Source organism: Streptomyces sp. NPDC127197, assembly GCF_042672405.1.
GTDB classification, from domain to species: Bacteria; Actinomycetota; Actinomycetes; order Streptomycetales; family Streptomycetaceae; genus Streptomyces; species Streptomyces flavusporus.
The window spans coordinates 302,746-329,265 of sequence record NZ_JBHXVG010000005.1 but is presented as its reverse complement, the minus strand read 5'-3'; the positions used below and the strand labels follow the sequence as shown (position 1 = coordinate 329,265).

20 protein-coding genes are annotated in these 26,520 nt (G+C 70.5%); 12 read left to right on the top strand and 8 right to left on the bottom strand.

What is annotated here, in order from left to right; translation table 11 throughout:
* Positions 1–24 precede the first annotated feature (24 nt).
* The 3 genes from ACFVJQ_RS10930 to ACFVJQ_RS10920 all read right to left on the bottom strand — a co-directional run bounded on the left by ACFVJQ_RS10930 (position 25) and on the right by ACFVJQ_RS10920 (position 3,857).
* Entirely contained in the window at positions 25–1,353 is a 1,329-nt protein-coding gene (locus tag ACFVJQ_RS10930; protein WP_385782717.1) for a family 2 encapsulin nanocompartment cargo protein terpene cyclase, read from the bottom strand.
* The gene (locus ACFVJQ_RS10925; protein ID WP_385782714.1) at positions 1,310–2,617 is read right to left on the bottom strand and encodes a family 2B encapsulin nanocompartment shell protein; all 1,308 of its coding nucleotides are present in this window, start codon (positions 2,615–2,617) and stop codon (positions 1,310–1,312) included. Before ACFVJQ_RS10925 ends, ACFVJQ_RS10930 begins: the two co-directional genes overlap by 44 nt.
* A gap of 436 nt (positions 2,618–3,053) precedes the next feature.
* Positions 3,054–3,857, bottom strand: coding sequence for an aminoglycoside phosphotransferase family protein (locus ACFVJQ_RS10920; RefSeq protein ID WP_385782711.1), 804 nt, complete (start codon positions 3,855–3,857; stop codon positions 3,054–3,056).
* Between the two features lie 171 nt (positions 3,858–4,028).
* Between ACFVJQ_RS10920 and ACFVJQ_RS10915 the strand changes: the two genes are divergently transcribed.
* On the top strand, positions 4,029–5,426 hold the full coding sequence (locus ACFVJQ_RS10915; RefSeq protein WP_385782708.1) for a glycoside hydrolase family 16 protein: 1,398 nt from the start codon (positions 4,029–4,031) through the stop codon (positions 5,424–5,426).
* 53 nt (positions 5,427–5,479) lie between these two features.
* On the opposite strand, the gene ACFVJQ_RS10910 is transcribed toward ACFVJQ_RS10915, so the two are convergent.
* Positions 5,480–6,373 carry a helix-turn-helix domain-containing protein gene (locus ACFVJQ_RS10910; RefSeq protein WP_385509960.1) on the bottom strand — a complete coding sequence of 298 codons (894 nt, stop codon included), beginning with the start codon at positions 6,371–6,373 and terminating at the stop codon, positions 5,480–5,482.
* 170 nt (positions 6,374–6,543) lie between these two features.
* On the opposite strand from ACFVJQ_RS10910, the gene tkt reads away from it, so the two are divergent.
* From tkt to ACFVJQ_RS10870, 8 genes are read left to right on the top strand one after another with little or no spacing between them, the layout of a single operon-like run.
* Positions 6,544–8,619 (top strand): transketolase, encoded by a 2,076-nt coding sequence (gene tkt, locus ACFVJQ_RS10905; protein ID WP_385782705.1) that lies wholly within the window; start codon positions 6,544–6,546, stop codon positions 8,617–8,619.
* A 19-nt stretch (positions 8,620–8,638) separates the two neighbouring features.
* Positions 8,639–9,784, top strand: coding sequence for a transaldolase (gene tal, locus ACFVJQ_RS10900; RefSeq protein WP_385782702.1), 1,146 nt, complete (start codon positions 8,639–8,641; stop codon positions 9,782–9,784).
* Positions 9,781–11,415, top strand: coding sequence for a glucose-6-phosphate dehydrogenase (zwf, locus tag ACFVJQ_RS10895; RefSeq protein WP_385509957.1), 1,635 nt, complete (start codon positions 9,781–9,783; stop codon positions 11,413–11,415). The genes tal and zwf overlap by 4 nt, the downstream gene beginning before the upstream one ends.
* Positions 11,412–12,350 (top strand): glucose-6-phosphate dehydrogenase assembly protein OpcA, encoded by a 939-nt coding sequence (gene opcA, locus ACFVJQ_RS10890; protein WP_224735448.1) that lies wholly within the window; start codon positions 11,412–11,414, stop codon positions 12,348–12,350. The genes zwf and opcA overlap by 4 nt, the downstream gene beginning before the upstream one ends.
* A complete protein-coding gene (pgi, locus tag ACFVJQ_RS10885; RefSeq protein ID WP_385782699.1) occupies positions 12,343–13,989 on the top strand; it encodes a glucose-6-phosphate isomerase in 1,647 nt (548 codons plus the stop codon). The genes opcA and pgi overlap by 8 nt, the downstream gene beginning before the upstream one ends.
* 6 nt (positions 13,990–13,995) lie before the next feature.
* Positions 13,996–14,874: a phosphogluconate dehydrogenase (NAD(+)-dependent, decarboxylating) gene (gene gnd, locus ACFVJQ_RS10880; protein WP_385509955.1), complete on the top strand. Its 879-nt coding sequence runs from the start codon at positions 13,996–13,998 to the stop codon at positions 14,872–14,874.
* A gap of 6 nt (positions 14,875–14,880) precedes the next feature.
* Entirely contained in the window at positions 14,881–15,468 is a 588-nt protein-coding gene (locus ACFVJQ_RS10875; protein ID WP_385509953.1) for a histidine phosphatase family protein, read from the top strand.
* 46 nt (positions 15,469–15,514) lie between these two features.
* Positions 15,515–16,978, top strand: coding sequence for a membrane-associated oxidoreductase (locus ACFVJQ_RS10870; RefSeq protein WP_385782694.1), 1,464 nt, complete (start codon positions 15,515–15,517; stop codon positions 16,976–16,978).
* Here the strand turns inward: ACFVJQ_RS10870 and ACFVJQ_RS10865 are convergent.
* The gene (locus ACFVJQ_RS10865) at positions 16,965–18,746 is read right to left on the bottom strand and encodes a bifunctional sugar phosphate isomerase/epimerase/4-hydroxyphenylpyruvate dioxygenase family protein (protein ID WP_385782692.1); all 1,782 of its coding nucleotides are present in this window, start codon (positions 18,744–18,746) and stop codon (positions 16,965–16,967) included. The two genes, ACFVJQ_RS10870 and ACFVJQ_RS10865, sit on opposite strands and share 14 nt — an antisense overlap.
* 14 nt (positions 18,747–18,760) lie before the next feature.
* The gene (locus tag ACFVJQ_RS10860) at positions 18,761–19,636 is read right to left on the bottom strand and encodes a shikimate dehydrogenase (RefSeq protein WP_385782689.1); all 876 of its coding nucleotides are present in this window, start codon (positions 19,634–19,636) and stop codon (positions 18,761–18,763) included.
* A 149-nt stretch (positions 19,637–19,785) separates the two neighbouring features.
* Between ACFVJQ_RS10860 and ACFVJQ_RS10855 the strand changes: the two genes are divergently transcribed.
* The 3 genes from ACFVJQ_RS10855 to ACFVJQ_RS10845 all read left to right on the top strand — a co-directional run bounded on the left by ACFVJQ_RS10855 (position 19,786) and on the right by ACFVJQ_RS10845 (position 23,848).
* On the top strand, positions 19,786–20,451 hold the full coding sequence (locus ACFVJQ_RS10855) for a TetR family transcriptional regulator (RefSeq protein ID WP_385509949.1): 666 nt from the start codon (positions 19,786–19,788) through the stop codon (positions 20,449–20,451).
* Between the two features lie 156 nt (positions 20,452–20,607).
* On the top strand, positions 20,608–21,954 hold the full coding sequence (locus tag ACFVJQ_RS10850) for an MFS transporter (protein ID WP_385782686.1): 1,347 nt from the start codon (positions 20,608–20,610) through the stop codon (positions 21,952–21,954).
* A 124-nt stretch (positions 21,955–22,078) separates the two neighbouring features.
* On the top strand, positions 22,079–23,848 hold the full coding sequence (locus ACFVJQ_RS10845) for a hypothetical protein (RefSeq protein ID WP_385782683.1): 1,770 nt from the start codon (positions 22,079–22,081) through the stop codon (positions 23,846–23,848).
* On the opposite strand, the gene ACFVJQ_RS10840 is transcribed toward ACFVJQ_RS10845, so the two are convergent.
* Both ACFVJQ_RS10840 and ACFVJQ_RS10835 read right to left on the bottom strand, forming a co-directional pair.
* Positions 23,835–25,925: a tetratricopeptide repeat protein gene (locus ACFVJQ_RS10840; RefSeq protein WP_385782680.1), complete on the bottom strand. Its 2,091-nt coding sequence runs from the start codon at positions 25,923–25,925 to the stop codon at positions 23,835–23,837. The two genes, ACFVJQ_RS10845 and ACFVJQ_RS10840, sit on opposite strands and share 14 nt — an antisense overlap.
* A 112-nt stretch (positions 25,926–26,037) precedes the next feature.
* Positions 26,038–26,463, bottom strand: a complete 426-nt coding sequence (locus ACFVJQ_RS10835) for a PPOX class F420-dependent oxidoreductase (protein ID WP_385782677.1) — start codon at positions 26,461–26,463, stop codon at positions 26,038–26,040.
* Between the last annotated feature and the right edge of the window lie 57 nt (positions 26,464–26,520).

The window sequence follows — 26,520 nt, the reverse complement described above, 5'->3', positions numbered from 1 at the left end:
TCAGGTAGCGGTAGGTCGGGGAGTTCAGGCGGCGTCGGCGCCGTGGTAGCGGGCGCTGCCGGCGTGCCACTCACGGCTGCCGCCCAGCCAGGCCCAGGTGCCGGCCAGGAAGCGGCGCAGCTCGCAGGAGCCGGTGGCGGTGAGGGCTGCCGCCTCGGTCTCGAAGGTGTGCATGAGTTCGTTGTGGATGTCGACGGTGCGGTCGACGGCTGCTTCCAGGGAACAGTGGTCCTCGGCGGCGATCAGCCTCGGCAGACTGAAGTCCGTCGGGTCCTCCTTGCCCATGGAGTACAGGTCGTTGACGATCACGCTGGCCGAGCCGGCCATGGTGAACGCGCGGCGCACCCGGGGGTCGGCGAACTCACCTTGCGGCAGCTCGTATCCGGCAACCGCGTCGATGAGCACCATGCACGGCACGAAGCTGTTCTCGTGCCGGTGCATCAGGAACTCCCAGACGGGCGGGGTCTGTTGTGCGGTGTGCCAGACGCCTTCCTGGTTGTAGGCGACGAACATGATGGCCAGTTCGTGGCGGAGTCGCCGCACCTGGGTGGTGGTGGCGTAGGCGGTGAGGCCGGCGAGGCTCGACCGCAGGGCCCGCATCACCGGATCCGCCCGTACCACCTGCTCGAGCTGGGGTGCGTAGCCGAGTGGGAGGTGGGCCTGGTCGATCACGGAGTGGGCGATCGCCAGGCGTTGGCCGAGCAGGTCGTGGTGGGCCTCCTCGACCTCGCCGTCGACATAGTGGTCGTCGACGGCCCACTCGGCGAGCGCGCACTTGGCGGCCGCGAGCAGCCGGTCGGGGTCGTCCGACTCGGGGTGGGCGAGCATGATGAGCCGGCCGAATTCGGCCTTGCGGACCTTGTCCAGCTGGCCGGGATAGATCCCGACCTCCTCGGCCCACTCGACCAGCCGCTCGTTGACGGTCTCGCCCAGGGCGGGGTCGTCGCGGACGGCGGGCGGGCAGTACAGCCCCCGACCGGGTCCGCCGGGGCCGGCTCCCGGCGAGGTGGCGGAGCGGTGCGAAGGTGGGCGGCCGAGGTGCCCGGTCCGGTGGGACCGGTGGGCAGCCGGGGGGCTGGGGGGTGCGGTGTCGCTGGTGGCGGTGGTGCGGGTGAGGGCATGGTGATCCGCGCCGCGGTGGTGCCCAGCCCTGTCGGGGCGGACGGCAGGAGTGGCCCGCGCGTCGCCTCGGGGGCGGCCGACAGCCGCGGTGACGCCGACGCCTGCGCTGTCAGCAGCGCCCGCACCAGCCCCGCCACGTCGTGGTCCGTCGCGGGCGCGACGGACCTGGAGATCAACGACACGCGCGTCAGCTCCCGTTCGTGCGGGTGACCTGAACGTTCTCCAGAACACCGAGCGCGTCCGGCACCAGCACGGCTGCCGAGTAATAGGTGCTGACCAGGTAGGAGATGATCGCCTTCTCGTCGATGCCCATGAACCGTACGTTCAGGCCGGGCTCGACCTCGTCCGGGATCCCAGTCTGGTAGAGGCCGATCACTCCCTGGTCGTCCTCGCCGGTACGCATCGCGATGATCGACGAGGTGCCCTGCTTGCTGACCGGGATCTTGCTGCACGGCAGCAGCGGCACCCCGCGCCAGGCGGGCAGCATGTTTCCGTGCAGTTCCACGCCGCCGAAGTAGATGCCCCGCTTGTTGCACTCGCGGCCGAACGCGGCGATCGCCTTGGGATGGGCGAACATACAGCGAGTCTTGCGCCGCATGCTCAGCAGCTCGTCGAGGTCGTCGGGGGACGGCGGCCCGGAGAACGTGGAGATCCGCTGGTCGAAGTCGGCGTTGTGGAGCATGCCGAAGTCCTTGTTGTTGACCAGCTCGTACTCCTGCCGCTCGCGCAACGCCTCGATCGTCAGGCGCAGCTGCTGCTGCGTCTGGTTCATCGGCTCGTTGTAGAGGTCGGCGACCCGGCTGTGCACCCGCAGCACGGTCTGTGCCACGCTCAACTCGTATTCGCGAGGCCTCAGCTCGTAGTCGGCGAAGGTCTGCGGCAGGGTCTCCTCACCGATGTGGCCCGAGCTCAGACTGATCTCCGCCTCGCCGGACCGGTTCAGCTTCTGATGACCGTCGGAGCTGATCCGCTGCACATGCTCGCGCAGCTTCTCGTGCCGGTCGGCAACCGCCTTGTACGCCGTCAGCGGCAGCGCGAGGACCGTGGTGGGCGTGGCCGCACGCGCCGTGAACTCCCACTTCTTGCCCGGCCCGGCGATGACCTGGCCGCCGAAGGTGTCGCCGTCGGCCATCAGCCCGAGGACCACCTCGTCGCCGTACGGCCCCTCGCCGATCTTCTCCACCTTGCCGTGCGCGACCAGGTAGACGTGATCCGCCTTCCGGCCCGCCTCCACGATGACCTGGCCCGGCTCGAACTCCTTCTGCACGAACTTCTCCGCGAGCGCACCGAGCGCATCGCCGTCCGTGAAGCCACGCAGCGGTGGCAGCTCGCCCAGCTCCTCCGGCACGACCTGGACCTTCGCACCGGTCTTCACGAACGACACCCGTCCGTCGCCGAGCGTGTAGGCGAGGCGGCGGTTGACCCGGTAGGTCGCGCCCGGCACGTTCACCCACGGCAGCATCCGGGTCAGCCAGCGCGAGCTGATGCCCTGCATCTGCGGCTCGGACTTCGTCGTTGTGGCCAGATTCCTGGCCGCCTCGGTGCCGAGGCTCTGCCTCTGCTCCTCCTCGGCCGGCGCCGGGGACGCACTCGTCTCGACCGACGTCTCACACCTCTTCCTGTTTGCACAATGGCACAGATGATCGACATGACAACACCTGCACGTCGTCACGTTCCGCACACAGACCTATCAGGACATTGATCACAGTGAGTAATTGATTTGTGGGCGCACAGAAACACTTGGACATCGACTGAACGCGCCCTTCACGCTCCCAACCGATGGGGATGTGCTGGTCAGCACCACACCAAGTCAATGAAGAGACGACACGAGCAGCTCCGACAAAGGACTCCCGGCATCACGGAAAGTGACCACACGGATGACAGGGTTGCGAGGCGCGACCCCAGGCGTCTCTGCATCTCATGTCGACTTCCTACTCCGTCAGCGCGGCCGTGAACATGTCGCGGTGCGCCACCAGCCAGGCCTGGATGCGATCCCAGCGTTCCCAGCCACCGCGCTCGGCCAGTGCATCGACGTACACGGGATCGCCGTGGGCCACGCGGTCGGCCACGAAAGCGCGGCAGGTCTCGGTGGCCTGTTCGATGACTGCGGGCAGCTCGGCGCGTTCCCGGCGCGCGAGGCGGTAGCCGTCGGCGAGGATCCGTAGCCGTGCGCAGGCTTCCGACCCGACGGGATAGAGAGCGGCAGCAGACGCGGGATCGAGCATGGGGACCCAGTAGCGGGCCGTCATGGCAACGTCCCACAGGGGGCGGCCGGGTGCAGCCAGGTCGAAGTCGATCAGTGCAGCAGCACGGCCGTCGCGGAAGACGACGTTCTCGGGACAGACGTCGTTGTGGCACAACATCGTTCCGCCCTGCGGGTCCGCCAAGTCCCGCGGCCACTCGACCGAGGTGTCGACCGGAACGGCCGCGGCGGCCTCGTGCAGGCGCCGCAGCAGGACTCCCACCGATCTCAGTGCGGTCGATGTCATCATCCAGCTGGGAAACGGCGGCAGGGCCACCTCGCCGGGAATGAAGGTCAGCTGCTCGCGGCCGTCCGTGCCGAGGTGGACGGGGGTCGGAGCCGCGTCGAACCCGTGCTCCTTCAGCGCGCGGAGGTGGGCGTGGAGGGCGCGCGCGGTGGGCGGTGCCGGGCGTTCCACCACTGCACCCCAGCGCAGGACCCCGCCCGCGTTCATCATGCCGCCGGCCAGCGCCTCGCGGCGCCTCCCCTTCATCCCTTGAACCCCCTTACCTCGCAAGGACTTTCTCGACTGCACCTCTTGACGACTGGAGTACCCGAGAGGACATTGTCCGCGCAGCCATTGTCTGAGAGCGCTCTCAGAACTCCCCTCGGGCGCTCCCGGACAGGCACCCGCGCACCCCCACTCCGTACCGAGAGGCACCCCATGAGCGAAACCTCCGGCACACCCGGCAGACGCCGGACCTTCCGACGGGCTCTCGTCGCCGGCCTGAGCACGCTGGGCCTCGCGGCGCTGGTCGCCACGGCCGTGACGCCGTCCGCGACCGCTGCCGCGCCGCCGCCCCCGTCTGGCTGGACGCAGGTCTTCGTCGACGACTTCAACGGCGCCGCGGGCACCGGCGTCAACACAGCCAACTGGCAGTATGCGACCGGGACTTCGTACCCGGGCGGCCCCGCCAACTGGGGCACCGGCGAGATCGAGACGATGACCTCCAGCACCAACAACGTCGCCCTCGACGGCAGCGGCAACCTCCGCATCACCCCGCGCCGCGACGCCGCCGGCAACTGGACCTCCGGCCGTATCGAGACCAACCGCACCGACTTCCAGCCACCGGCCGGCGGCAGACTCCGGGTGGAGGCCCGGATCCAGATGCCCAACGTCACCGGCGCCGCCGCCCGCGGCTACTGGCCCGCCTTCTGGATGCTGGGCGCACCCTTCCGCGGCAACTACTGGAACTGGCCGGGCGTCGGCGAGCTGGACATCATGGAGAACGTCCAGGGCCTCAACACCGTCTGGGCGACCATGCACTGCGGCACCTCACCCGGCGGCCCCTGCAACGAGACCACCGGCATCGGCGGTTCCACCACCTGCCCCGGCGCCAGCTGCCAGTCCGGCTTCCACACGTATCGCATGGAGTGGGACCGCTCGACGAGCGTCGAGGAGATCCGCTTCTACGTCGACGGCACCAACTACCACACCGTGCGCGAGAACCAGGTCGACGCGACGACGTGGGCGAACGCCACGGAGCACGGCTTCTTCATCATCCTGAACGTGGCGATGGGCGGCGGCTTCGTGGACGCCTTCGGCGGCGGGCCGGACGCTGCCACGGTGCCGGGCCACTCGATGGTCGTCGACTACGTCCAGGTGCTGTCGGCCGGTGGGAGCGGTACCACGCCGCCTCCGACCGGCAACCGGGACGCCTACAGCGCCATCCAGGCCGAGTCCTACGACGGCCAGTCCGGCACGATGACCGAGGGGACCTCCGACACGGGCGGGGGCCAGAACATCGGCGCGCTGGCCAACGGCGACTGGGCCCTTTACCGAGGCGTCAACTTCGGCTCCACGGCGGCCACACAGTTCAACGCCCGGGTCGCGAGCGGTGCGGGCTCCGGCGTGAGCGGCCTGGTCGAGGTGCGCCTGGACAGCCGCAGCAGCGCGCCCGTCGGGAGCTTCGCCGTCGGCAACACCGGCGGCTGGCAGTCATGGCGTACGGTCCCGGCGAACATCAGCTCCGTCACGGGCACGCACGACGTGTATCTGACCTTCACCAGCGGTCAGCCGGCGGACTTCGTGAACGTGAACTGGTTCACCTTCGGGCGCTGACCCGCCCCTCCATGAAAGGGGGCTCCACGCGCGCGTGGAGCCCCCTTTCAGCGTCACCGCAACTCCGCCCGGAACACCGCCGGCGTCACATCCGTGTGCTGATGGAAGAACTTGGAGAAGTTCGCCGCGTCGGGGAAGCCGACCGCCGCGCCGACGCGGCCGATGGGCAGGTCGGTGTGGGCGAGGAGGCGTTTGGCCTCGAGGATCACCCGCTTGTCGATGAAGGCCTTCGGCGTCTCGCCGGTGGCGGCGCGGACCGCGCGGACGAGGGTGCGGCGGGAGTAGCCGAGGGCGTCGGCGTAGGCGCTGACGCTGTGGTTGGTGGCGAAGCCCTGCTCGACCGCGTCGCGGAAGAGGGTGAAGGTGGTGTCCGCCTGCTGCCGGGCCGCCTCCGCGGAGCTGGCCGCGAGGTGCGCGAGGCGCAGCAGGAACGCGGTCAGGGTGTGGCGCAGGACGGCGGTGTGCAGGCTGAGCGGGAGGGTCTCGGTGTCCTCGTACTCGCGTTGCAGCTGGCCGAGGGCCGCGCGCAGGGCGGCGAGCTGGGCCTCGTCGGGGTGCAGCAGGGGCGGCAGGTCGTAGCGGTACAGGCCGGTGGCCTCGACGGTGGCGCGCGGCAGGAAGCCGGGTTGCATGGCCAGGACGATTCCGCGGTACTCGCTCATGTCCGTGAAGCGGTGCACCTGTCCCGGGCGGATCCACAGCACGTCGCCGGCCGTCGCCCCGTACTCGGCGAAGTCGATCATGTGGCGTACGGGTCCGTCGCTGAAGATCATCACGATGTGGAAGTCGATGCGGTGGATGCGCTCCAGCGGCGCCTCGGCGTGCCAGGTACGGCCCTCGCCCATCGGACCGACCTGTACGCCCACACCGGAGACGCTCCGCTCCACCGGGAAGGGGAACGTTCTGATCCCGCCGTCGTCTCCGTCTTGGATGGTTATGCCCGCCATGCCCTGCTCACGCCGCCTTGGTCTCGCGCTGCACCGGTCTCCGTGTCCCACTTTCACCACAGGCTGGCACACCCGGACCTTCCCGCGAAAAAGTCAGACTTTTAAAGTCGAACGCGTCCGACCAGCCGAAACGCTGGTTCCGATGACCTTTTGAAGAGGACTGCCTACAGATGAGCACGCAGACACCCGACAGTTTCGAGTGGACCGACCTCGACCGGCGTGCCGTCGACACCGCCCGCCTGCTGGCGGCCGATGCCGTGCAGCAGGTCGGGAACGGCCACCCCGGCACCGCGATGAGCCTCGCCCCGGCGGCGTACACGATCTTTCAGAAGGTGATGCGACACGACCCCGCCGACCCGGAGTGGACGGGCCGTGACCGCTTCGTCCTCTCCCCCGGCCACACCTCGCTCACCCTCTACACGCAGCTCTTCCTCGCCGGGTACGAGCTGGAGCTCGACGACCTGAGGGCGTTCCGCACGCACGGGTCGAAGACCCCCGGTCACCCCGAGTACGGGCACACCGCGGGCGTGGAGACAACCACCGGCCCGCTCGGCCAGGGCGTCGCCAACGCCGTCGGCATGGCGATGGCCGCTCGCTACGAGCGCGGCCTGTTCGACCCCGACGCGCCGGCCGGCGAGTCCCCGTTCGACCACACCATCTGGGCCATCGTCTCCGACGGCGATCTGGAGGAGGGTGTCTCCGCCGAGGCCTCCTCCCTGGCCGGCCACCAGAAGCTCGGCAACCTCGTTTTCCTCTACGACGACAACCACATCTCGATCGAGGGCGACACCGCCACCGCGTTCTCCGAGGACGTGCTGAAGCGGTACGAGGCCTACGGCTGGCACACGCAACGCGTGGAGCCCGCCGAGAGCGGCGACATCGACGTGGCCGCGCTGTACGCGGCGCTCAGGACGGCGCAGGCCGAGACCGAGCGCCCCTCCATCATCGCGCTGCGCACGATCATCGCCTGGCCGGCGCCGAACGCCCAGAACACCGAGGCCTCGCACGGCTCCGCCCTCGGCGAGGACGAGGTCGCGGCCACCAAGCGCGTGCTGGGCTTCGATCCGACGAAGACCTTCGAGGTCACCGACGAGGTCCTCGCCCACACGCGTCGGGCCCTCGACCGGGGCGCCGACGCGCACGCCGCCTGGGACAAGCGGATCGCCGCGTGGCGGGACGCCAACCCCGAGCGCGCCGCCGAGTTCGACCGGATCAGCAAGGGCGAGCTGCCCACCGGCTGGGAGGAGAAGGTCCCGGTCTTCGAGGCGGACAAGGCGGTCGCCACGCGTGCCGCGTCCGGCAAGGTGCTGCAGGCGCTCGGCGCCGTGATCCCCGAGCTGTGGGGCGGCTCCGCCGACCTGGCCGGCTCGAACAACACCACGATCGACAAGACCTCGTCCTTCCTGCCGAAGGGCAATCCGCTGCCGGAGGCCGACCCGTACGGCCGTACGATCCACTTCGGCATCCGCGAGTTCTCGATGGCCGCCGAGATGAACGGCATCGCCCTGCACGGCAACACCCGTATCTATGGCGGCACGTTCCTGGTGTTCTCCGACTACATGCGCAATGCGGTGCGCATGTCCGCGCTGATGCAGCTTCCGGTGACGTACGTCTGGACGCACGACTCCATCGGCCTCGGCGAGGACGGCCCCACCCACCAGCCCGTCGAGCACCTGGCCGCCCTGCGCGCCATCCCGGGCCTGAACATCGTGCGCCCGGCGGACGCCAACGAGACGGCGATCGCCTGGACCGAGATCCTCAAGCGGCACGCCACCCACCCCGCCCCGCACGGCCTCGCGCTCACCCGGCAGGGCGTACCGACGTACGAGCCGAACGAGGACGCGGCGCGCGGCGGTTACGTGCTCTTCGAGTCCTCGACCGGAACTCCGGACGTGATCCTGATCGCCACCGGCTCCGAGGTGCAGCTCGCCGTTGCCGCGCGGGAGCAGTTGGAGGCCGAGGGGACCGGCGCCCGGGTGGTGTCGATGCCATCCGTGGAGTGGTTCGAGGAGCAGCCCCGCGAGTACCGCGAGAGCGTCCTTCCGCCGTCCGTGAAGGCGCGTGTCGCTGTCGAGGCGGGGGTGGGCCTGACGTGGTACCGCTTCGTAGGTGACGCAGGACGCATCGTCTCCCTCGAACACTTCGGCGCCTCCGCCGACGCGAAGACCCTGTTCACCGAGTTCGGCTTCACCGCCGAGAACGTCGCCGCAGCCGCCAGGGAATCGCTGGCTGCCGCGCGTGGTTGATCCGATCGCCAGAAAGAAGATGATCACTGTGACCGAAGCATCCGCCACCGCGGGAGCACTCAAGCGCCTCTCCGACGAGGGCGTGTCGATCTGGCTGGACGACCTGTCGCGCAGGCGCATCACGTCCGGCAACCTCGCCGAACTCATCGACACCCAGCACGTCGTGGGCGTCACCACCAACCCGTCCATCTTCCAGGCCGCCATCGGCTCCGGTGAGGGCTACGAGGAACAGCTCACCGACCTCGCCGTGCGCGGCGTCACCGTCGACGAGGCCGTCCGCATGATGACCACCGCCGACGTCCGCGCCGCCGCCGACATCCTGCGACCGGTGTACGACGCGACCGGCGGCCGGGACGGCCGGGTCTCCATCGAGGTCGACCCGCGCCTCGCCCACAACACGGCGGCCACCATCGCCGAGGCCCGCCAGCTCGCCTGGCTGGTCGACCGCCCTAACGTCATGATCAAGATCCCGGCGACCAAGGCCGGCCTCCCGGCGATCACCGAGGTCATCGGCGCCGGCATCAGCGTCAACGTCACGCTGATCTTCTCGCTGGAGCGCTACCGCGAGGTCATGGACGCCTACCTGGCCGGCCTGGAGAAGGCGCAGGCGGCGGGCCTGGACCTGTCCGCCATCCACTCCGTGGCGTCCTTCTTCGTCTCCCGGGTCGACAGCGAGATCGACAAGCGCCTGACGCTGCTGGGCACGGACGAGGCCCTCGCGCTCAAGGGCCGGGCGGCACTCGCCAACGCGCGGCTGGCCTACGAGGCCTACGAGGAGGTGTTCGCCGGTGAGCGCTGGCTCGCCCTGACCGGCTCCCGCGCCAACAAGCAGCGCCCGCTGTGGGCCTCGACCGGCGTGAAGGACCCCGCGTACAAGGACACCCTGTACGTCGAGGACCTGGTCGCCCCCGGCACGGTCAACACGATGCCGGAAGCCACGCTGAACGCCACCGCCGACCACGGCAACATCCACGGCGACACGGTGACCGGCGGCTACGCGCAGGCCCGCGCCGACCTCGCCGCCGTCGAACGGCTCGGCATCTCCTACGACGAGGTCGTCCAGCAGCTGGAGGACGAGGGCGTCGCCAAGTTCGAGGTGGCCTGGCAGGACCTGCTGGACGCCGTCACGAAGTCACTGACCGGCAAGGAGGTTGACGGGGAATGACCGAGAAGCTTTCCGAAACGTCGGCTGCGGAGAACGAGGTGACCGAGCCTCAGGAGCCCGGAGCTCAGCAGCCCGAGGCGTCCCCTCGGGGGATCGCCGCCCTCGCCTCCGACTGGTCGAACCCCCTCCGCGACCCCCGGGACCGCCGCCTCCCCCGGATCGCCGGCCCGTCCGGCCTCGTCATCTTCGGCGTCACCGGCGATCTGTCCCGCAAGAAGCTGATGCCGGCCGTCTACGACCTGGCGAACCGCGGCCTCCTGCCGCCGGGCTTCTCGCTCGTCGGGTTCGCCCGCCGGGACTGGGAGGACCAGGACTTCGCGCAGGTGGTGCACGACGCGGTGCGCGAGTACGCCCGTACGGAGTTCCGTGAGGAGGTCTGGCAGCAGCTGGCCGAGGGCATGCGGTTCGTCCCGGGCGACTTCGACGACGACGATGCGTTCAAGCAACTGCGCAGCTCCATCGAGGAGTTGGATGCCTCCCGGGGCACCAGCGGCAACTACGCCTTCTACCTCTCCGTGCCGCCGAAGTTCTTCCCGAAGGTCGTCCAGCAGCTGAAGAAGCACGGGCTGGCGGGCGCGCCGGAGGGCTCCTGGCGCCGCGCGGTCATCGAGAAGCCCTTCGGCCACGACCTGAGGTCGGCCGAGGAGCTGAACAGGATCGTGCACGACGTGTTCGAGCCGGATCAGGTGTTCCGCATCGACCACTACCTCGGCAAGGAGACGGTCCAGAACATTCTGGCGCTCCGCTTCGCCAACCAGATGTTCGAGCCGATCTGGAACCGCAGTTACGTCGACCATGTGCAGATCACGATGGCCGAGGACATCGGCATCGGCGGCCGCGCCGGCTACTACGACGGCATCGGCTCGGCGCGTGACGTGATCCAGAACCACCTGCTCCAGCTGATGGCGCTGACCGCGATGGAGGAGCCCGCCTCCTTCGACGCCGCCTCGCTGCTCATGGAGAAGCTGAAGGTGCTGAAGGCGGTGAAGCTGCCGGGAGACCTCGGCAAACACACCGTGCGCGCCCAGTACGCGGCCGCCTGGCAGGGCGGCGAGAAGGTGCGCGGCTACCTCGAGGAGGACGGTATCGACCCGGCCTCCATGACCGACACGTACGCCGCGATCAAGCTGAACGTCGACAACCGCCGCTGGGCGGGCGTCCCGTTCTACCTGCGCACCGGCAAGCGGCTCGGGCGCCGGGTGACCGAGATCGCGGTCGTCTTCCAGCGCGCCCCGCACTCCCCCTTCGACTCCACGGCCACCGAGGAGCTGGGCCAGAACGCCATCGTCATCCGGGTTCAGCCGGACGAGGGCATGACGGTCCGGTTCGGTTCGAAGGTGCCGGGCACGTCGATGGAGATCCGGGACGTGACGATGGACTTCGCCTACGGCGAGTCGTTCACGGAGTCCAGCCCTGAGGCGTACGAGCGGCTCATCCTGGACGTCCTCCTGGGGGATGCCAACTTGTTCCCCCGTCATCAGGAAGTGGAAGAGTCCTGGAGGATCCTCGACCCGATCGAGGAGTACTGGGCGACGCACGGCAGGCCGGCGCAGTACACGTCGGGCAGCTGGGGCCCCGAGGAAGCCGACGAGATGCTCGCACGAGACGGACGGAGCTGGCGCAGGCCATGAAGATCGACCTGACCGACACCACGGCAAGCAAGATCAACAAGGCGCTGGTGCAGGGTCGCCGCGCCATCGGTACGCCCGCGGTGGGCATGGTCCTGACGATGGTCATCGTCACGGACGAGGAGAACGCCTACGACGCGATCAAGGCGGCCGAGGAGGCCTCGCACGAGCACCCCTCGCGCACCCTGGTCGTCATCAAGCGGCACGCCCGCACCCCCCGGGACCGCACCCAGTCCCGCCTCGACGCCGAGGTCCGGGTGGGCGCCGACGCCGGCACCGGCGAGACGGTCGTCCTGCGGACCTACGGCGAGGTGTCCGACCACGCCGACTCCGTCGTGCTGCCGCTGCTGCTGCCGGACGCGCCGGTCGTCGTGTGGTGGCCGGTGGATGCGCCCAAGGTGCCCGCCAAGGACCCGCTGGGGGCACTCGCCCAGCGCCGGATCACCGACATGTACGCCGTCGAGACGCCGCTGGCCGCACTGGAGGACCGCCTCCACTCGTACGCGCCTGGCGACACCGACCTCGCGTGGACCCGGCTCACGCCCTGGCGTTCGATGCTGGCTGCCGCTCTGGACCAGGCCAAGCTGCGGATCACCTCGGCGGCCGTGGAGAGCGAGGCGGACAACCCCAGTGCCGAGCTGCTGGCCCGCTGGCTGGAGGCCCGGCTGCACGTCCGGGTCGACCGTGTGGAGACCGCAGGTCCGGTCGTCACCGGCGTACGGCTGGGCACCGAGACCGGCGAGATCGTCATCGACCGGCCCGAGGGCCCGCTGGCCACGCTCACCCTGCCGGGCCAGCCGTCGCGCACGCTCGCGCTGAAGGTGCGCCCCACCTCCGAACTCATCGCCGAGGAGCTGCGGCGCCTCGACGCCGACGAGATGTACGCCGTCGCCCTGCGGGGCGAGGGCACCACCAAGGAGACCCCCTCCCATGTCTGACCAGCCCTTGCTGACGCGGCGGCCCGAGTGGACCGCCCTGGAGGACCACCGCGCGGACGCACTGCAACGCCCGCGGCTGCGCGAGCTGTTCGCGGCGGATCCCGGGCGCGCGGAGCGGTACGTCGTGCGCATCGGCGATCTGCGCATCGACTACTCCAAGCACCTCATCACCGACGAGACGCTCGCCCTGCTCCAGGAACTCGCCACCGCCACCGATGTGTTCGGGCTGCGCGACGCCATGTTCCGCGGTGAGCGGATCAACATCACCGAGGACCGCGCCGTGCTCCACACCGCGCTGCGCGCCCCGCGGGACGCGGTGATCGAGGTCGACGGCGAGAACGTGGTCCCCCAGGTCCACGCGGTGCTCGACAAGATGAGCGCCTTCGCCGACCGGGTCCGCTCCGGGAAGTGGACCGGCCACACCGGCAGGCGGATCAGGAACGTCGTCAACATCGGCATCGGCGGCTCGGACCTGGGCCCGGCGATGGCGTACGAGGCGCTGCGCGCGTACACCGACCGCTCGCTGACGTTCCGGTTCGTGTCGAATGTGGACGGTGCCGACCTGCACGAGGCGGTGCGGGACCTGGACCCGGCCGAGACGCTGTTCATCGTCGCGTCCAAGACGTTCACCACGATCGAGACGATCACCAACGCGACCTCCGCCCGCTCCTGGCTGCTGGCCGGGCTCGGCGGCGAGGAGAAGGCGGTTGCGAAGCACTTCGTCGCCCTGTCCACGAACGCCGGGAAGGTCACCGAGTTCGGCATCGACCCGGACAACATGTTCGAGTTCTGGGACTGGGTCGGCGGCCGCTACTCGTACGACTCGGCGATCGGCCTGTCCCTGATGATCGCGATCGGCCCGGAACGCTTCCGGGAGATGCTCGACGGGTTCAGGATCGTCGACGAGCACTTCCGCAGCGCGCCCGCCGAGGCCAACGCCCCGCTGATCCTGGGCCTGCTGGGCGTCTGGTACGGCAACTTCTTCGAGGCCCAGTCGCACGCGGTGCTGCCGTACAGCCACTACCTGTCCAAGTTCACGGCCTACCTGCAGCAGCTCGACATGGAGTCCAACGGCAAGTCGGTGGACCGGGACGGGCGCGCCGTGGGCTGGGAGACCGGCCCGGTGGTGTGGGGCACGCCCGGCACCAACGGACAGCACGCCTACTACCAGTTGATCCACCAGGGTACGAAGCTCATCCCGGCCGATCTGATCGGGTTCGCCCGACCGGTCGCCGAGCTGAGCGACGAACTCAGGGAGCAGCACGACCTGTTGATGGCGAACCTGTTCGCCCAGGGACAGGCGCTCGCCTTCGGCAAGACCGCCGAGGAGGTGCGCGCGGAGGGCGTGCCCGAGGAGCAGGTGCCGCACCGCACCTTCAAGGGCAACCACCCGACCACCACGATCCTGGCCGCGGAGCTGACCCCGTCGGTCCTCGGCCAGCTGGTCGCGCTGTACGAGCACAAGGTGTTCGTCCAGGGCGCGATCTGGAGCATCGACTCCTTCGACCAGTGGGGCGTCGAACTCGGCAAGGTGCTCGCCAAGCGCGTCGAGCCGGCGCTCACCGAGGGCGCCGAGGTCCCCGGTCTCGACCCGTCCACGGCCGCGCTGGTGGCCGCTTACCGCGAACTGAGGAAGTGAGCTGACATGCAGATCGGTCTTGTTGGTCTCGGCAAGATGGGCGGCAACATGCGCGAGCGCCTGCGCAACGCCGGCCACGAGGTCGTCGGCTACGACACCAATCCCGAGCTCTCCGACGTGAAGAACCTGGTCGAACTCGCCGACCGGCTCCGGGCGCCGCGCGCGGTCTGGGTCATGGTCCCGGCCGGCGCCATCACCCAGGGCGTCATAGACCAGCTGGCGAGCGTGCTCAAGCCCGGCGACACCGTCATCGACGGCGGCAACTCCCGCTGGACGGACGACGAGAAGCACGCCGAGGAACTCGGCAAGCGCGGCATCGGCTTTGTCGACGCGGGGGTCTCGGGTGGTGTGTGGGGCCTGGAGAACGGCTACGCGCTCATGGTCGGCGGAGACAAGGAGCACGTCGACCGCCTGAAGCCGATCTTCGACGCGCTCAAGCCGGAGGGCCCGTACGGGTACGTCCACGCGGGCAAGGTGGGCGCCGGCCACTTCGCGAAGATGGTCCACAACGGCATCGAGTACGCCATGATGCAGGCGTATGCGGAGGGCTGGGAACTCCTGGAGAAGGTCGACTCCGTGACCGACGTCCGGGAGGTCTTCCGCTCTTGGCAGGAGGGCACCGTCATCCGCTCCTGGCTCCTCGACCTCGCCGTCAACGCCCTCGACGAGGACGAGCACCTGCACAAGCTGCGCGGCTACGCGGAGGACTCCGGCGAGGGCCGGTGGACGGTGGAGGCGGCGATCGACAACGCCGTGCCGCTGCCCGCGATCACGGCGTCGCTGTTCGCACGGTTCGCCTCCCGGCAGGACGACTCCCCGCAGATGAAGATGATCGCGGCCCTGCGCAACCAGTTCGGCGGGCACGCCGTCGAGTCGAAGGAGTAGCCGGCCGTGGGGGATCTCCTGCTGGTCCGCCACGGTGAGACGGAGTGGAGCGTCACGGGACAGCACACCAGCTGGACCGACCTGCCCCTCACCGGGCACGGCGAGGAACAGGCCAAGTCCCTCGCTCCCTCCCTCTCCGGCCGGACCTTCGCTCTCGCGCTGACCAGCCCGCTGGGCCGCGCGATACGCACCGCCGAACTGGCAGGCCTGACCGGGGCCGTACCCCACCCGGACCTGCACGAGTGGGACTACGGCGGCTACGAGGGTGTCACCACCCGCGAGATCCACCGCACCCGTCCCGACTGGTACCTGTGGACGGACGGCGTGCCGCCCGGCCCCCAGGGGCATCCGGGCGAGTCCCCGGCCGAGGTGGGCGCCCGTGCCGACCGTGTTCTGTCCCGGGTCGGCGACGCGCTCGCCGAGGGCGACGTGGTCCTCGTGGCCCACGCCCACTTCCTGCGCGTCCTGGCGGCCCGCCGGCTCGGGCTGCCGCCCGGGGACGGGCGGCTGTTCCAGCTGGCGACGGGGACGGTGAGCCGGCTGTCGACGGAGCACGGACGGCCGGTCGTCGCGGAGTGGAACACCCGGCCGTAGGTGCTGTGTTGACACCCGTGGTTCGGTCGGGTCAGAGTCGCCGGCGATGGAGATCAACGATCTGACGGCGGCCGAACTACGGGTGTGGCGGGCCTTTCCGCGCGGGGAGTCCGTGGACTTCCGCACCGTCGACGACGAGGACCCGGCCACGGGGGTGGACTGGGGGCCCGAACGCACCGTGCGTGCGGCTGTGTTGAGGTCGCTGCTCCTCAACGGACCGCAGGAGGACGGCGAGACAGCCTCGCTCAGTCTGGCGGGTGCCCGCGTCACGGGGATGCTCGACCTGCAGTACGCGACGATCGACCACCCCGTCCGGCTGCGGCACTGTTACTTCGACGAGGTTCCGCGTTTCTACGGCTGCCGGCTGCGTGAGCTCAACCTGAGCGAGTCCGTCCTGCCGGGGCTGACCTCCCACGCCGTGCACGTGGAGGGCGTCCTGCGGATGACGCGCGCCCGGTTCCTGGGAGTGGTGCGGCTCGGCGGGGCCCAGATCGCCGGGAGCCTGTACATGGAGGGCGCGGAGATCAGCGCGCCGGACACCCAGGAACCGGCGCTCCAGCTCAACCAGGTGACCGTGGGCGACGACCTGTGGGCACCCGGGCTGCGTGTCCACGGGCAGATCAGGCTCAACGGCGCCGACGTCGGCGGGTCGGTCAACCTCAACGAGGCACAGCTCAGCCATCTCGGACACGGCGCCCTCGACGCGGAGACGCTCGGCGTGGGAGGCCACTTCCTGATGCGGCACGCGCGCGTGCAGGGGTGGATCGGTCTGCGCGGCGCCCGGATCGCGGGCCGGCTCGACCTGGCGTACTCACACCTGTCGAACCCCGGCGAGGCGGTGCTGCGAGCGAGCAGCAGCACGATCGGCGAACTCTGGCTGCGCAAGGGCCCGCCCATGGAAGGCACGCTCAATCTGCGGCGCGCCCAGATCGAAGTCCTGTTCCTGGAGCCGGAGATGCTGCCGGACCGCGTCCTCCTCAACAGCCTCACCTACACCTCCCTCACCCCGCACGAGCCCGCCGAACGCCGCCTGCCCATGCTGGAGCGCGACGGCGACGGCTATGTCCCGCACGCCTACGAGCAGTTGACCGCCGCCTTTCAGCGCATCGGCGACGACCACGCGGCCCGGCTGGTCCAGCTCGCCAAGCAGCGCCGGCATCGCGGCACCCTCCCCTGGTACGGCCGCCTGTGGGGCCACGTCCAGGACGCCACCGTCGGCTACGGCTTCCGTCCGCTGCGCGCGGCCGGCTGGCTGCTGTCGTTGCTCGCGGTCGGCTCCGTCGCCTTCGCCCTGCACCGTCCCCAGCCGCTGAAGGCCGACGAGGCACCGCCCTTCAACCCGGTGTTCTACACGCTGGACCTGCTGCTGCCGGTGATCTCCTTCGGCCAGGAACCCGCGTTCGCCCCCAAGGACGGGTACCAGGTGCTGGCCTACGTCCTCGTCCTCACCGGCTGGATCCTGGCCACGACGGTCGCGGCGGGCCTGACCCGGACCATCAGCCGCCAGTGACGGCCTTCATCGCGTGCTGGGCGGCCAGGCGCACCGGAGCGTTCTGGGCGCCGTAGCCGCGGTAGCCGTCGTCGCGCTGGACCAGCTCGAAGAAGACGCGGCCCACGGTCTGTGTGTAGCAGTGGCGGAAGACGCCGTACGCGTCACGGTCGTAGAGGATGCCGAGGTCGCGGTACGTCGTCAGCTCCTCGTCGGTGAGGTCGTAGCGGGCCGCGAGGTCGTCGTGGTAGTTCGCGGGGACGGGCAGCAGGCGGCCGCCTGCCTCGCGGAAGCGGCGGGCCGCGGCGACCACGTCGTCGGTGGCGAGGGCGATGTGCTGGGCACGGACGGTGTCGTCGGTGGGCGCGGCGCCGACGGTCAGGGCGATGCGGACACTGCCGTCGGCGTTGGTGACGGCGCGGCTGCGCAGCAGGCCGTAGGGGTCGGCGACGTCGACGCTCTCCTGAGCGTGCAGTCCGAGGACGCTGCGGTGGAAGAGGGTCGCCTCGTCGAAGTGGTGCCAGGGCTGGGTGAGGGCGAGGTGGTCGATGCGGTGGACGTTCGTGGCGGCGGGGGTGTGGGCGAGGTGCTCGAAGTCGGTGCGCCAGCGGTCGGCGCCGCAGAAGAAGAGTTCCGTGCCGTCGGGGGCGGCCACGGCATCCAGCGGTGCGTCCTCAGGGGCGCGGCGGCGGGGCAGCACGGGGGCGAGGAGCGCCTCGGCACGGTCGGCCGCGGCTGCCGGGTCCGGTGACTGAAGGCCGATGGCGGCGAGTTGGGTACCGCCGCGGGGTACGGCCGGTCCTGTGTTGACCAGGATGCGGGCCTCACCCTGCTGCCACAGGTCGACCGGCTTGGTGCGGTGCCGTGCGGTGCGGGCGAAGCCGAGGGCGGTGAGCAGGGCGGAGACGGGTGCGGTGTCGGGGGTGACCAGTTCCGCGAAGGCGACCCCGGTGGGGACGACGGGTCGGGGCAGGGCCGCGGCGCCGACGGCTTCCTGGAGCACCAGCAGCGAGCGGTGGGCGTCCACGGCGGTCGGGCCGGCCTCGGCCTGCCGGAAGACGTCGTTGAAGACCTCGAGGGAGAGCGGGCCGGCGTAACCGGTGCGCAGGACGTGCTGGACGAGACCGGCGACGTCGAAGCCGCCCTGGCCGGGGAAGCAGCGGTAGTGGCGGCTCCACTGCAGGACGTCCATGGCGAGCAGCGGGGCGTCGGCGAGCTGGAGGAAGAAGATCTTCTCGCCGGGGATGTCCGCGATGCCCTTGGGATCGGAGCCGCGGGAGAGGATGTGGAAGCTGTCGAGGCAGGTGCCGAGCGCGGGATGGCCGGCCGCGTCGACGATGCGCCAGGCGTGGTCGTAGGTGTTGACATGGCGGCCCCAGGCGAGCGCCTCGTAGGCGACGCGGATGCCGAAGTCCTGGGCGAGGTCGGCGAGTTGGTGCAGCTGCTCGGCGGCGAGCGGGTCGTCGTCCACGGCGAGCGGGGAGACGCTGGAGCAGACGAGGACGGTGTCGGCGCCGAGCCTGTGCATCAGCTCGAACTTGTGCCGGGCCCGACGCAGGTTGCGGGCGAACTCGTCGGCGGGCACGGCCTCGATGTCGCGCATCGGCTGGTAGAGGTCGATGGTCAGGTCGAGGTCGGCGCAGCGGGCGCGGATCTCCTCGGGCGTGAGGGGGCTGGCGAGCAGGTCGTTCTCGAAGATCTCGACGCCGTCGAAGCCGGCCCGGGAGGCGGCCGTGAGTTTCTCGGTGAGGGATCCGCTGAGGGAGACGGTGGCGATGGACGTACGCATGGCGGTACCTCTCTCTACCTGGGAGTTCCCACGGCGCCGGCCAGTTCGGCGATGTCCGCGAGCATCCGGGCACTGTCGGGTTCGCGCCCGGTGAACAGCCGGAACGCGTCCGCGGCCTGGAAGACGGCCATCCCGCCCCCGTCCAAAGCGGCGCAGCCGATCGCGCGGGCGGTGCGCAGCAGTTCGGTCTCCAGCGGGCGGTAGACCACCTCGGCGATCCACAGGCCGGGGTGCAGCAGGCCGGCGGGGAAGGGCAGGCCGGGGTGGGCGGCCATGCCGGTGGGGGTGGCGTGGACGATGCCGTCGGCGCGCTCGAGCAGGCCGGCCAGCTCCTCGGGGGCCGCCGTGACCGCCCGGCCGCTGCCGAAGTGCCGGTTCAGGGAGCCGGCGAGGGCTGCGGCCCGCTCGGGCAGGGCGTCGACGACGGTGACCTGCCCGGCGCCGAGGGTGAGCGTGGCGTGCGCGACGGCCGCGCCCGCGCCGCCCGCGCCGAGCTGTACGACCCGCTCCATCGGGGCGTCGGGCAGTCCCCGGGCGAAGGAGGCCGCGAAGCCGGTGACGTCGGTGTTGTGGCCGATGGCGCGGCCGTCCTCGAAGACGACGGTGTTGACCGCGCCCAGCGCCTCGGCCTGCGGGGCGAGCGCGTCCAGGTGGTCGATGACGAGCTGCTTGCACGGGTGGGTGATGTTCAGCCCGTCGAAGCCGAGGTCGCGGGCGGCCCGCAGCAGTTCGCCGACCGCCTCGGGCGGCACGCCGAGGGTGTCGATGTCGATCAGCCGGTACAGGTAGCGCAGGCCCTGACGGTCGGCCTCCTGCTCGTGCAGGGCCGGACTGAGCGAGGGTCCGATACCGGAACCGATCAGACCGACGAGATACGAGTCCTTGGCCACCGAGGACCTCCTGAGCACCTGGAAACCAGTAATGTACGAACCAGTACGTTAGTCATAGCAGCAGTCCTCGGACAGGGGAAGACTTCCGGACCGACTTCCGACGGCGAGCTCTACAATCTCGACACCTGCCCATCGCCCGAAGGAACCCGATGACCAGCGTCGACGAAACGGCACGACCAGGCGGGCGCATCCGTGACGCCGCCCGCACCAAGGCCGAGATCCTCGACGTCGCCACCCAGGAGTTCGCCCGGGCCGGCTACGACGGCGCCCGGGTCGACGAGATCGCCGCCCGCACCCGCACCACCAAGCGGATGATCTACTACTACTTCGGCGGCAAGGAGCAGCTCTTCACGGCCGTCCTGGAGCGGGCGTACGGCGTGATCCGCGAGGCCGAGCAGGAGCTGGACGTCGAGCACCTCGACCCGGTCGCGGCCATCCGGCGCCTGGTGGAGGTGACCTTCGACCACCACGAGGCACACCCCGACTTCATTCGCCTGGTCAGTATCGAGAACATCCACGGCGCCGAGCACATCGCCGCCTCCGAGAAGCTCGGCAGGATCGGCTCACCGGCACTGGACGTGATTCGCCGCATCCTGGCGTCGGGACAGGAATCCGGCCTGTTCACGGCCGACGTCGACGCCGTCGACCTGCACGCGATGATCAGCTCGTTCTGCTTCTTCCGGGTGTCCAACCGGGCCACCTTCGGCGCCCTGTTCGGCCGCGACCTGGTCGACCCCGCACAGCGTGAGCACTACCGGACCATGCTCGGCGACATGGTGATCGCCTACCTGACGGCGGAGCGCGCGACCGACTGAACGCCGCACGGCACAACCCCTTGACAGCAGGGAAACGCGGGCGCAACATCCCTACCCACCGGGACTAACTATCCAGTGGGTTAATTAGCCGAAGATCCGGCCCTTCTCCCCCGCCGCTCACTCCGCCTAAGTTGGAGTTCCCTCAAAGGAGCCGCCGTGTCCGTCCCCACTCCCGCCGCCCCGCCCGGGCAGCCGAAGAAAGCCGCGACTGCGGCCTGGATCGGCAGCGCCTTGGAGTACTACGACTTCTTCATCTACGGCAGCGCTGCCGCCCTGATCTTCCCGGAGGTCTTCTTCGACGAGTCCGACCCGGCCACGGCGACCCTGCTGTCGCTGGCCACCTTCGGAGTGGCATACGCCGCCCGGCCGGTCGGCGCACTCTTCCTGGGCCACTTCGGCGACCGGGTGGGCCGCAAGAAGATCATGGTCTTCACGCTGATGCTGATGGGCATCTCCACGTTCCTCATCGGCTGTCTGCCCACGCGCGCCCAGGTGGGGACCCTCGCACCCGTCCTGCTGGTCCTGTGCCGCGTGCTGCAGGGCATATCGGCGGCCGGCGAGCAGGCCAGTGCCAACTCCATGACGCTGGAACACGCGCCAGCGAACCGGCGCGGCTTCTTCACCAGCTTCACCCTCAGCGGCACCCAGGGCGGCCAGCTGCTGGCCACCCTTGTCTTCATCCCGGTCGCCGCGCTCCCCGAGGAGCATCTGATGTCCTGGGGCTGGCGCGTGCCGTTCTGGCTGAGCGTCGCCGTCGCGGTCGTCGGCTACGTCATCCGCCGCAAGCTGGACGAGACCCCGGCGTTCGAGCAGCAGACCGCCACCGAGGGCGTCGTGAAACTGCCGCTGGCAGTGCTGCTGCGCGAACACTGGGCGGACGTGCTCCGGGTGATCGCGGGTGCACTGATCGCCTCCGTCAGCACGATCTTCACGGTCTGGGCGCTGTCGTACGCCACCAGCGACTCGGTCGGCATGAGCCGCTCCTCCATGCTGTGGGTGGGCGCCCTCGCCAACGTCGTCGCGCTCGCCGCGATCCCGCTGTGGGCCACGCTGTCGGACCGTATCGGCCGCCGCCCGGTGTACCTGGTCGGCGCCGTCGGCAGCGCGATCACAATGTTCCTCTACCTCTGGGCGATCTCCACCGGCTCGTACCCGCTGACCCTGCTGCTGGGCATCGTCGCCTTCGGTGTCGTCTACAGCGCCGCGAACGGGGTGTGGCCCTCCTTCTACGGCGAGATGTTCTCCACCCGGGTGCGCCTGTCCGGCATGGCGATCGGCACACAGATCGGCTTCGCGGTCGCCGGTTTCGCGGTCACCTTCGCCGCGCAGATCGCCGGCCCCGACGGCGACGACTGGTCCTCCGTGGCCCTGTTCACCGCGGCCCTGTGCGTCCCGCCGGTGATCGCCGCGCTCTCCGCCCGCGAGACCCACAAGGTGCCCACGGAACACCTCGGCGTGCGGACCTCCCGCGAGGCCGCGCAGCCGGAGACGGTGACGGCCTGACCCATAACGCCCGAGCCCCCGGAGCCGTGACGGCATCCGGGGGCTCGGGCGTTATGGGCGGTCCCGGCGGGCGGCAAGCACCAGCAGCGCTCTCGACGTCCTTTGACTATCGTTGCCCGATCACATGAGCGGGCGAAGAGAGGCGGGCGAGGACGTGGCGGGGGCCGGGTGGATACGGGTGCCGGTCGGGGACGACGCGGCGCGGTGGGCGACGCGGGGGCACAGCCGCAAGGTGCTGCTCGTCGTGCACAACGTGACCTCGGCGACCCGGCTCCTCGACATCCTGCCCCTCTTCCACGACGACTTCCGGGTGCAGCTGCTGGCGACGAGCCCGGGGTCGTCGGCGTTCCGAGCGGGCCTCGCCGAGCTGCTGGCGGACACGGAGGTTCCCGTGCTGCCCTGGGAACAGGCGGTTGCCACTCCGGTCGACCTCGCGATATCGGCGAGCTTCGGCGGTCAACTCCGAGCACTTTCCGGCGTATTGACCGTGATGTCACATGGTGTCGGATACACTAAGAGGCTGGCGGCACCCAACACCCAACACCCAACACCCGGCAGCGGGCGAGCGCGGGAAGCCGGGGAAGCGCCCGTCTTCGGGATGTCGAGGGAGTGGCTGCTCACCGAGGACGGAGCGCCCGTCGCCGACTCGCTGGTGCTTTCCCATCCCGAGCAGTACGAGCGCCTGTGCACCGTCTGCCCCGAGGCCGCGCCCTCAGCCGTACTCGCCGGGGACCCCTGCTGGGACCGCATGCTGGCGGCCCGCACGTACCGCGACCGCTTCCGCCGGGCCCTCGGAGTGGGCCGGGGCCGACGTCTGATCGTCCTCACCTCCACCTGGAACCCCGAGTCACTCTTCGGTGACGACGGAGATGACGTACTGCCATCCCTCCTGCCACGTCTGACCTCGGAGTTGCCGACGGACGAGTACCGCCTCGCTGCCGTCCTGCACCCCAACATCTGGCACGGTCACGGCCCCGGCCAGATCCGCGCCTGGCTCCATCGCGCCCGGCGCGCCAGCCTGGCTCTGATCGACCCCCTGGAGGGCTGGCGGCAGGCCCTGATCGCCGCCGACGCGGTGATCGGCGACCACGGCTCGGTCACCTACTACGCCGCCGCCCTCGGTACACCGGTGCTCCTGGGCGCCGCCCCCCTCTCCGGTCTCGCCCCGGACGCCCCGGTCCACGAGTTCGTGCGCACCGCACCCCGTCTGGACCCCGCGCTCCCACTCCGTCCCCAGTTGGAGACACTGCTCGACCACCACCGGCCTCCGCCGGAACCGGCCGAGTTCACCAGCTCGGTGCCCGGCGAGTCGGCGACCCTGCTGCGCCGCCACTTCTACGACGTCATCGGCATCCCCGAACCCGACGGCCCCGCCCACCTCGAACCGCTCCCGCTGCCGCCGTACGAACCGTCCGTTCACGCCGTGCCCCTCCTGGTGCTCACCCGGCTGCTGGGCTCCGGCGAGGTCGCCGTCACACGGTACGCGGGCCCGATCGCGCCGGACGACGACACGGGCGAGGCGCACACCGCCATCCACGAGGACACCTGGGAGACGGACCAACTGGACCTCGCCGACGTGGTGTTCCGGTACAGCGATGCCAACGACCTGCGCTTCGGCTCCCCCGCCCGGTGGACGGCGGAGGTCCTGGACCGGCATCCGCACTGCGCGCTCGCGGCCTACGTCACCGGCCCGAGGTCCTGTGTGCTGCGCACGCGCGCGGGAGCACTGCTGCATCTGGACGCCGACTCCGGCGCGGACGCCGACCCGGCCGCGTACGCCTCCGCCCTCCATGCCTGGCTCGCGGCCGGCAAGTCCCTGGACGAGCTGACCGCACAGGGACTGACGGTCCGAACGGGTGAGACCGGGCACCGGGTTACGGTCACTCCGGTGTGACGCACCGTTCCCGCAGCATCCGCAGATGGGCCACGTGATACTCGGCCTTCTCCGCGGAAAGGGCTGCGATCGCCTCCTCGATCAACGGCAGGGCTGCCACGAACTCACCGCCGTCCAGGCGGGTTTCGGCGAGGTCGGTGAGAGTGCGGGCGGTGTTGTAGGCCTCGCCGCCGTCCCGGAAGAAGCGCAGGGCGCCTTCCAGTCGCCGTACGGCCTCGTCGCGGCGGCCCAGACCGCGCAGTGCTCGCCCTCGGTGCCGCTGCAGCAGGGCGCGGGCGCGCGGCAGGTCGGCGGCGCCCTCGTCGGCGGGACCGATGCCGTCGAGGATGCCGTCCGCCTCCTCGAAGCAGGCGTACGCCTCCGCGAACCGCCACTGGCGCAGCCGCAGCAGGCCCAGGAACTCCACGGCGGAGGCGTGGCCGCGGACGTGTCCCGCGGACTGCTCGTCCCGGGCGGCCGCGAGCGCCTCCGGCTCGGCCTCGTCCCAGTGGCGCAACTCGGTGAGGGCGTGGGCGAGTTGGGCGTGCAGGGCACCGGCGGTCCGGGTGCCGGGGAAGTGCTCGTCGGCGGTGCGGGCTCCGGTCCGCAGGGCGGGCAGCAGGACCTCGTGGTGTCCGGCCTTGAGCTGGAGCGGCCACAGGGCCTGGCAGAGCAGGACGACTGTGTCCCTGTCTCCGAACTCGTCCGCCGCGCGTACGGCCTCCACGAGGTTGGGCGCCTCTGCGGCCAGGGTGGCAACAGCTGCACCCCTGTCCGGGTAGGAGACCGGCGAGTCCGCGTCGGGGACCCGCCAGCTCTCCGGAAGGGCCGCCCGCGCCGCGCCCACCGCCAGGTCCCGGTAGCCCTCGACGACTCGGGCCACGGCGGCGGAACAGCCCGCGATGCCGTCGACGGTGGCGGCCGTGCGCTCGGCATGGACGCGCACCGCGGGGCGGTAGCGGTGACGGCCGGTGTCGGTGCGTTCGAGGAGGAGCGCGTCGACGAGCTCGTCCAGGAGGTCGGGGACTTCGGCGGGGTCGAGGTCGGCGGCGCGTGCCGCGGCCGCGGCGTCGAGGGCGGGCCAGCCACGGAGGCCGGCGAGGCGGTACAGGCGGGCCGCCCGCGGTGTCAGCCGGCGGTACGAGTCCTCGGCGGCGGCACGGACCGGGTCGCTCTCGGGCACGGCGGGGGCCTCCGGCTGCGGGGGCGGGTCGGCGAGGCGGGGTGCGGCGGCGCGCAGGGCGTAGGGGGAGCCCGCGCAGCGGTCGAGTACGGCGGGCAGGGTGGCTCGGGCGGCGGTGACCGCGGGTTTCCCGGCCAGCTCGGTGAGCAGCCGCACGGCGTCCCGCCGGGCCAGCGGACCGACCGCGATCGGCAGGGCGTCCAGGCCGATGAGCCGGTGCCGGGCGACGACGATCGTGAACACACCGGGCGCCGAGGTCAGCAGCGGCTGCACCTGCGCGGCGGTCCTGGCGTGGTCGAGCACGAGGAGCAGCCGCCGGTCGGCCAGACAGCGCCGGAGGAGGTCGGCGCGGTCCTCTGCGGCCGGGGGTATCTCCTCGTCCGGCAGACCCAGCCCACGCAGCAGAGTGCGCAGGAGCGCCTCGGGCGTGCGGGCGCGCAGATCGGCGTACAACTGGCCGTCGGGAAAGCGGGCGGTCTGCCGCCAGCCCCAGTGCACGGCCAGTGTGCTGGTGCCGATGCCTTCGGGGCCGTGGAGGAGAACGCGGCGGGGACGTCCGTCGAAGGAGCGCTTCGCCTCCTTGTCGAGGAGTTTCAGGGCCTGTTGACGGTCCGTGAAGAAGCGCGGTGCGTCGGGAAGGCTCGGGCGCCCCGACGCGTTCGGAAGGCGGACCGTGCGCGTGAACTGGGACCACGCAGTGGCCAGTTGAGGATCGTCGTGCAGACGCTCGTGCACCAGGCGGGCCACGTCGTCCAGTTGACCGGGCGTGGTGGGCGCGGGCACCTCGCGTCCGGCGATACGGCGGACCAGACCGCCGGCCGACTCCCAGGCCCACTTGCCCGCTTCGTTCGCCATGCCGGCCCCGACGGCTCCGAGCACCGCGCCGACGGCCCCCACCGAGATCGGATCCACCATGCCGCGCATTCCCCCGTCCAGGTCTCGGTCGTGATCAACCCTAGCGGCATGTGACGGCACATCAAGGCGCGTACCGAAGCACCCACTTGAATCTGCCACCTGGCGAAATGAACTAGCCCCGCGGGGCGCCGTACACCCTCTCCACCCGTAGCCTCACCACCAGTCGACGGTCACGGATCATGGCGGCGCGGTAGTCGTCCCAGTCGGGGTGTTCGCCCCCGATGTCACGGTAGAGGCGGACGAGCTCCTCGACCGTTTCGTCGTACGGGTCCGCGGCCACCGGCGAGAGGTCGGCGGTGCCGTCGACGACCGTGTAGGCCCACCGGTCGGCGGTGGTCACGTGGTACGACGCCCGGGGGTCGCGGCGCAGGTTGCGGGTCTTGGCGCGGTCGTCGGTGACCGAGATCCGAATGGTCCGCTCCTCCGGGTAGTAGGCGTGCATGACGTTCGACAGCTGGGGGCGGCCGTCGCGCCGGAGGGTGACCAGCACCCCGCTGTGACCTTCGGAGAGCAGCTTCAGCAGTGCGTCCTCACTCATGACTCGGTAAACCGCCCGTACATGGCCTCACATTCCCAACGAGTAGACAGTGTCTAC

Excerpts from the sequence above, each read along its gene's own strand:
- ACFVJQ_RS10865 (WP_385782692.1), bottom strand. The coding sequence starts at position 18,746 with ATGCGTACGTCCATCGCCACCGTCTCCCTCAGCGGATCCCTCACCGAG.
- ACFVJQ_RS10840 (WP_385782680.1), bottom strand. The coding sequence starts at position 25,925 with ATGGTGGATCCGATCTCGGTGGGGGCCGTCGGCGCGGTGCTCGGAGCC.
- ACFVJQ_RS10915 (WP_385782708.1), top strand. The coding sequence starts at position 4,029 with ATGAGCGAAACCTCCGGCACACCCGGCAGACGCCGGACCTTCCGACGG.
- ACFVJQ_RS10855 (WP_385509949.1), top strand. The coding sequence starts at position 19,786 with ATGACCAGCGTCGACGAAACGGCACGACCAGGCGGGCGCATCCGTGAC.
- ACFVJQ_RS10835 (WP_385782677.1), bottom strand. The coding sequence starts at position 26,463 with ATGAGTGAGGACGCACTGCTGAAGCTGCTCTCCGAAGGTCACAGCGGG.
- tkt (WP_385782705.1), top strand. The coding sequence starts at position 6,544 with ATGAGCACGCAGACACCCGACAGTTTCGAGTGGACCGACCTCGACCGG.
- ACFVJQ_RS10925 (WP_385782714.1), bottom strand. The coding sequence starts at position 2,617 with ATGCAGGGCATCAGCTCGCGCTGGCTGACCCGGATGCTGCCGTGGGTG.
- ACFVJQ_RS10845 (WP_385782683.1), top strand. The coding sequence starts at position 22,079 with ATGAGCGGGCGAAGAGAGGCGGGCGAGGACGTGGCGGGGGCCGGGTGG.
- ACFVJQ_RS10910 (WP_385509960.1), bottom strand. The coding sequence starts at position 6,373 with ATGGCGGGCATAACCATCCAAGACGGAGACGACGGCGGGATCAGAACG.
- zwf (WP_385509957.1), top strand. The coding sequence starts at position 9,781 with ATGACCGAGAAGCTTTCCGAAACGTCGGCTGCGGAGAACGAGGTGACC.
- ACFVJQ_RS10870 (WP_385782694.1), top strand. The coding sequence starts at position 15,515 with ATGGAGATCAACGATCTGACGGCGGCCGAACTACGGGTGTGGCGGGCC.
- tal (WP_385782702.1), top strand. The coding sequence starts at position 8,639 with ATGATCACTGTGACCGAAGCATCCGCCACCGCGGGAGCACTCAAGCGC.
- pgi (WP_385782699.1), top strand. The coding sequence starts at position 12,343 with ATGTCTGACCAGCCCTTGCTGACGCGGCGGCCCGAGTGGACCGCCCTG.
- gnd (WP_385509955.1), top strand. The coding sequence starts at position 13,996 with ATGCAGATCGGTCTTGTTGGTCTCGGCAAGATGGGCGGCAACATGCGC.
- ACFVJQ_RS10920 (WP_385782711.1), bottom strand. The coding sequence starts at position 3,857 with ATGAAGGGGAGGCGCCGCGAGGCGCTGGCCGGCGGCATGATGAACGCG.
- opcA (WP_224735448.1), top strand. The coding sequence starts at position 11,412 with ATGAAGATCGACCTGACCGACACCACGGCAAGCAAGATCAACAAGGCG.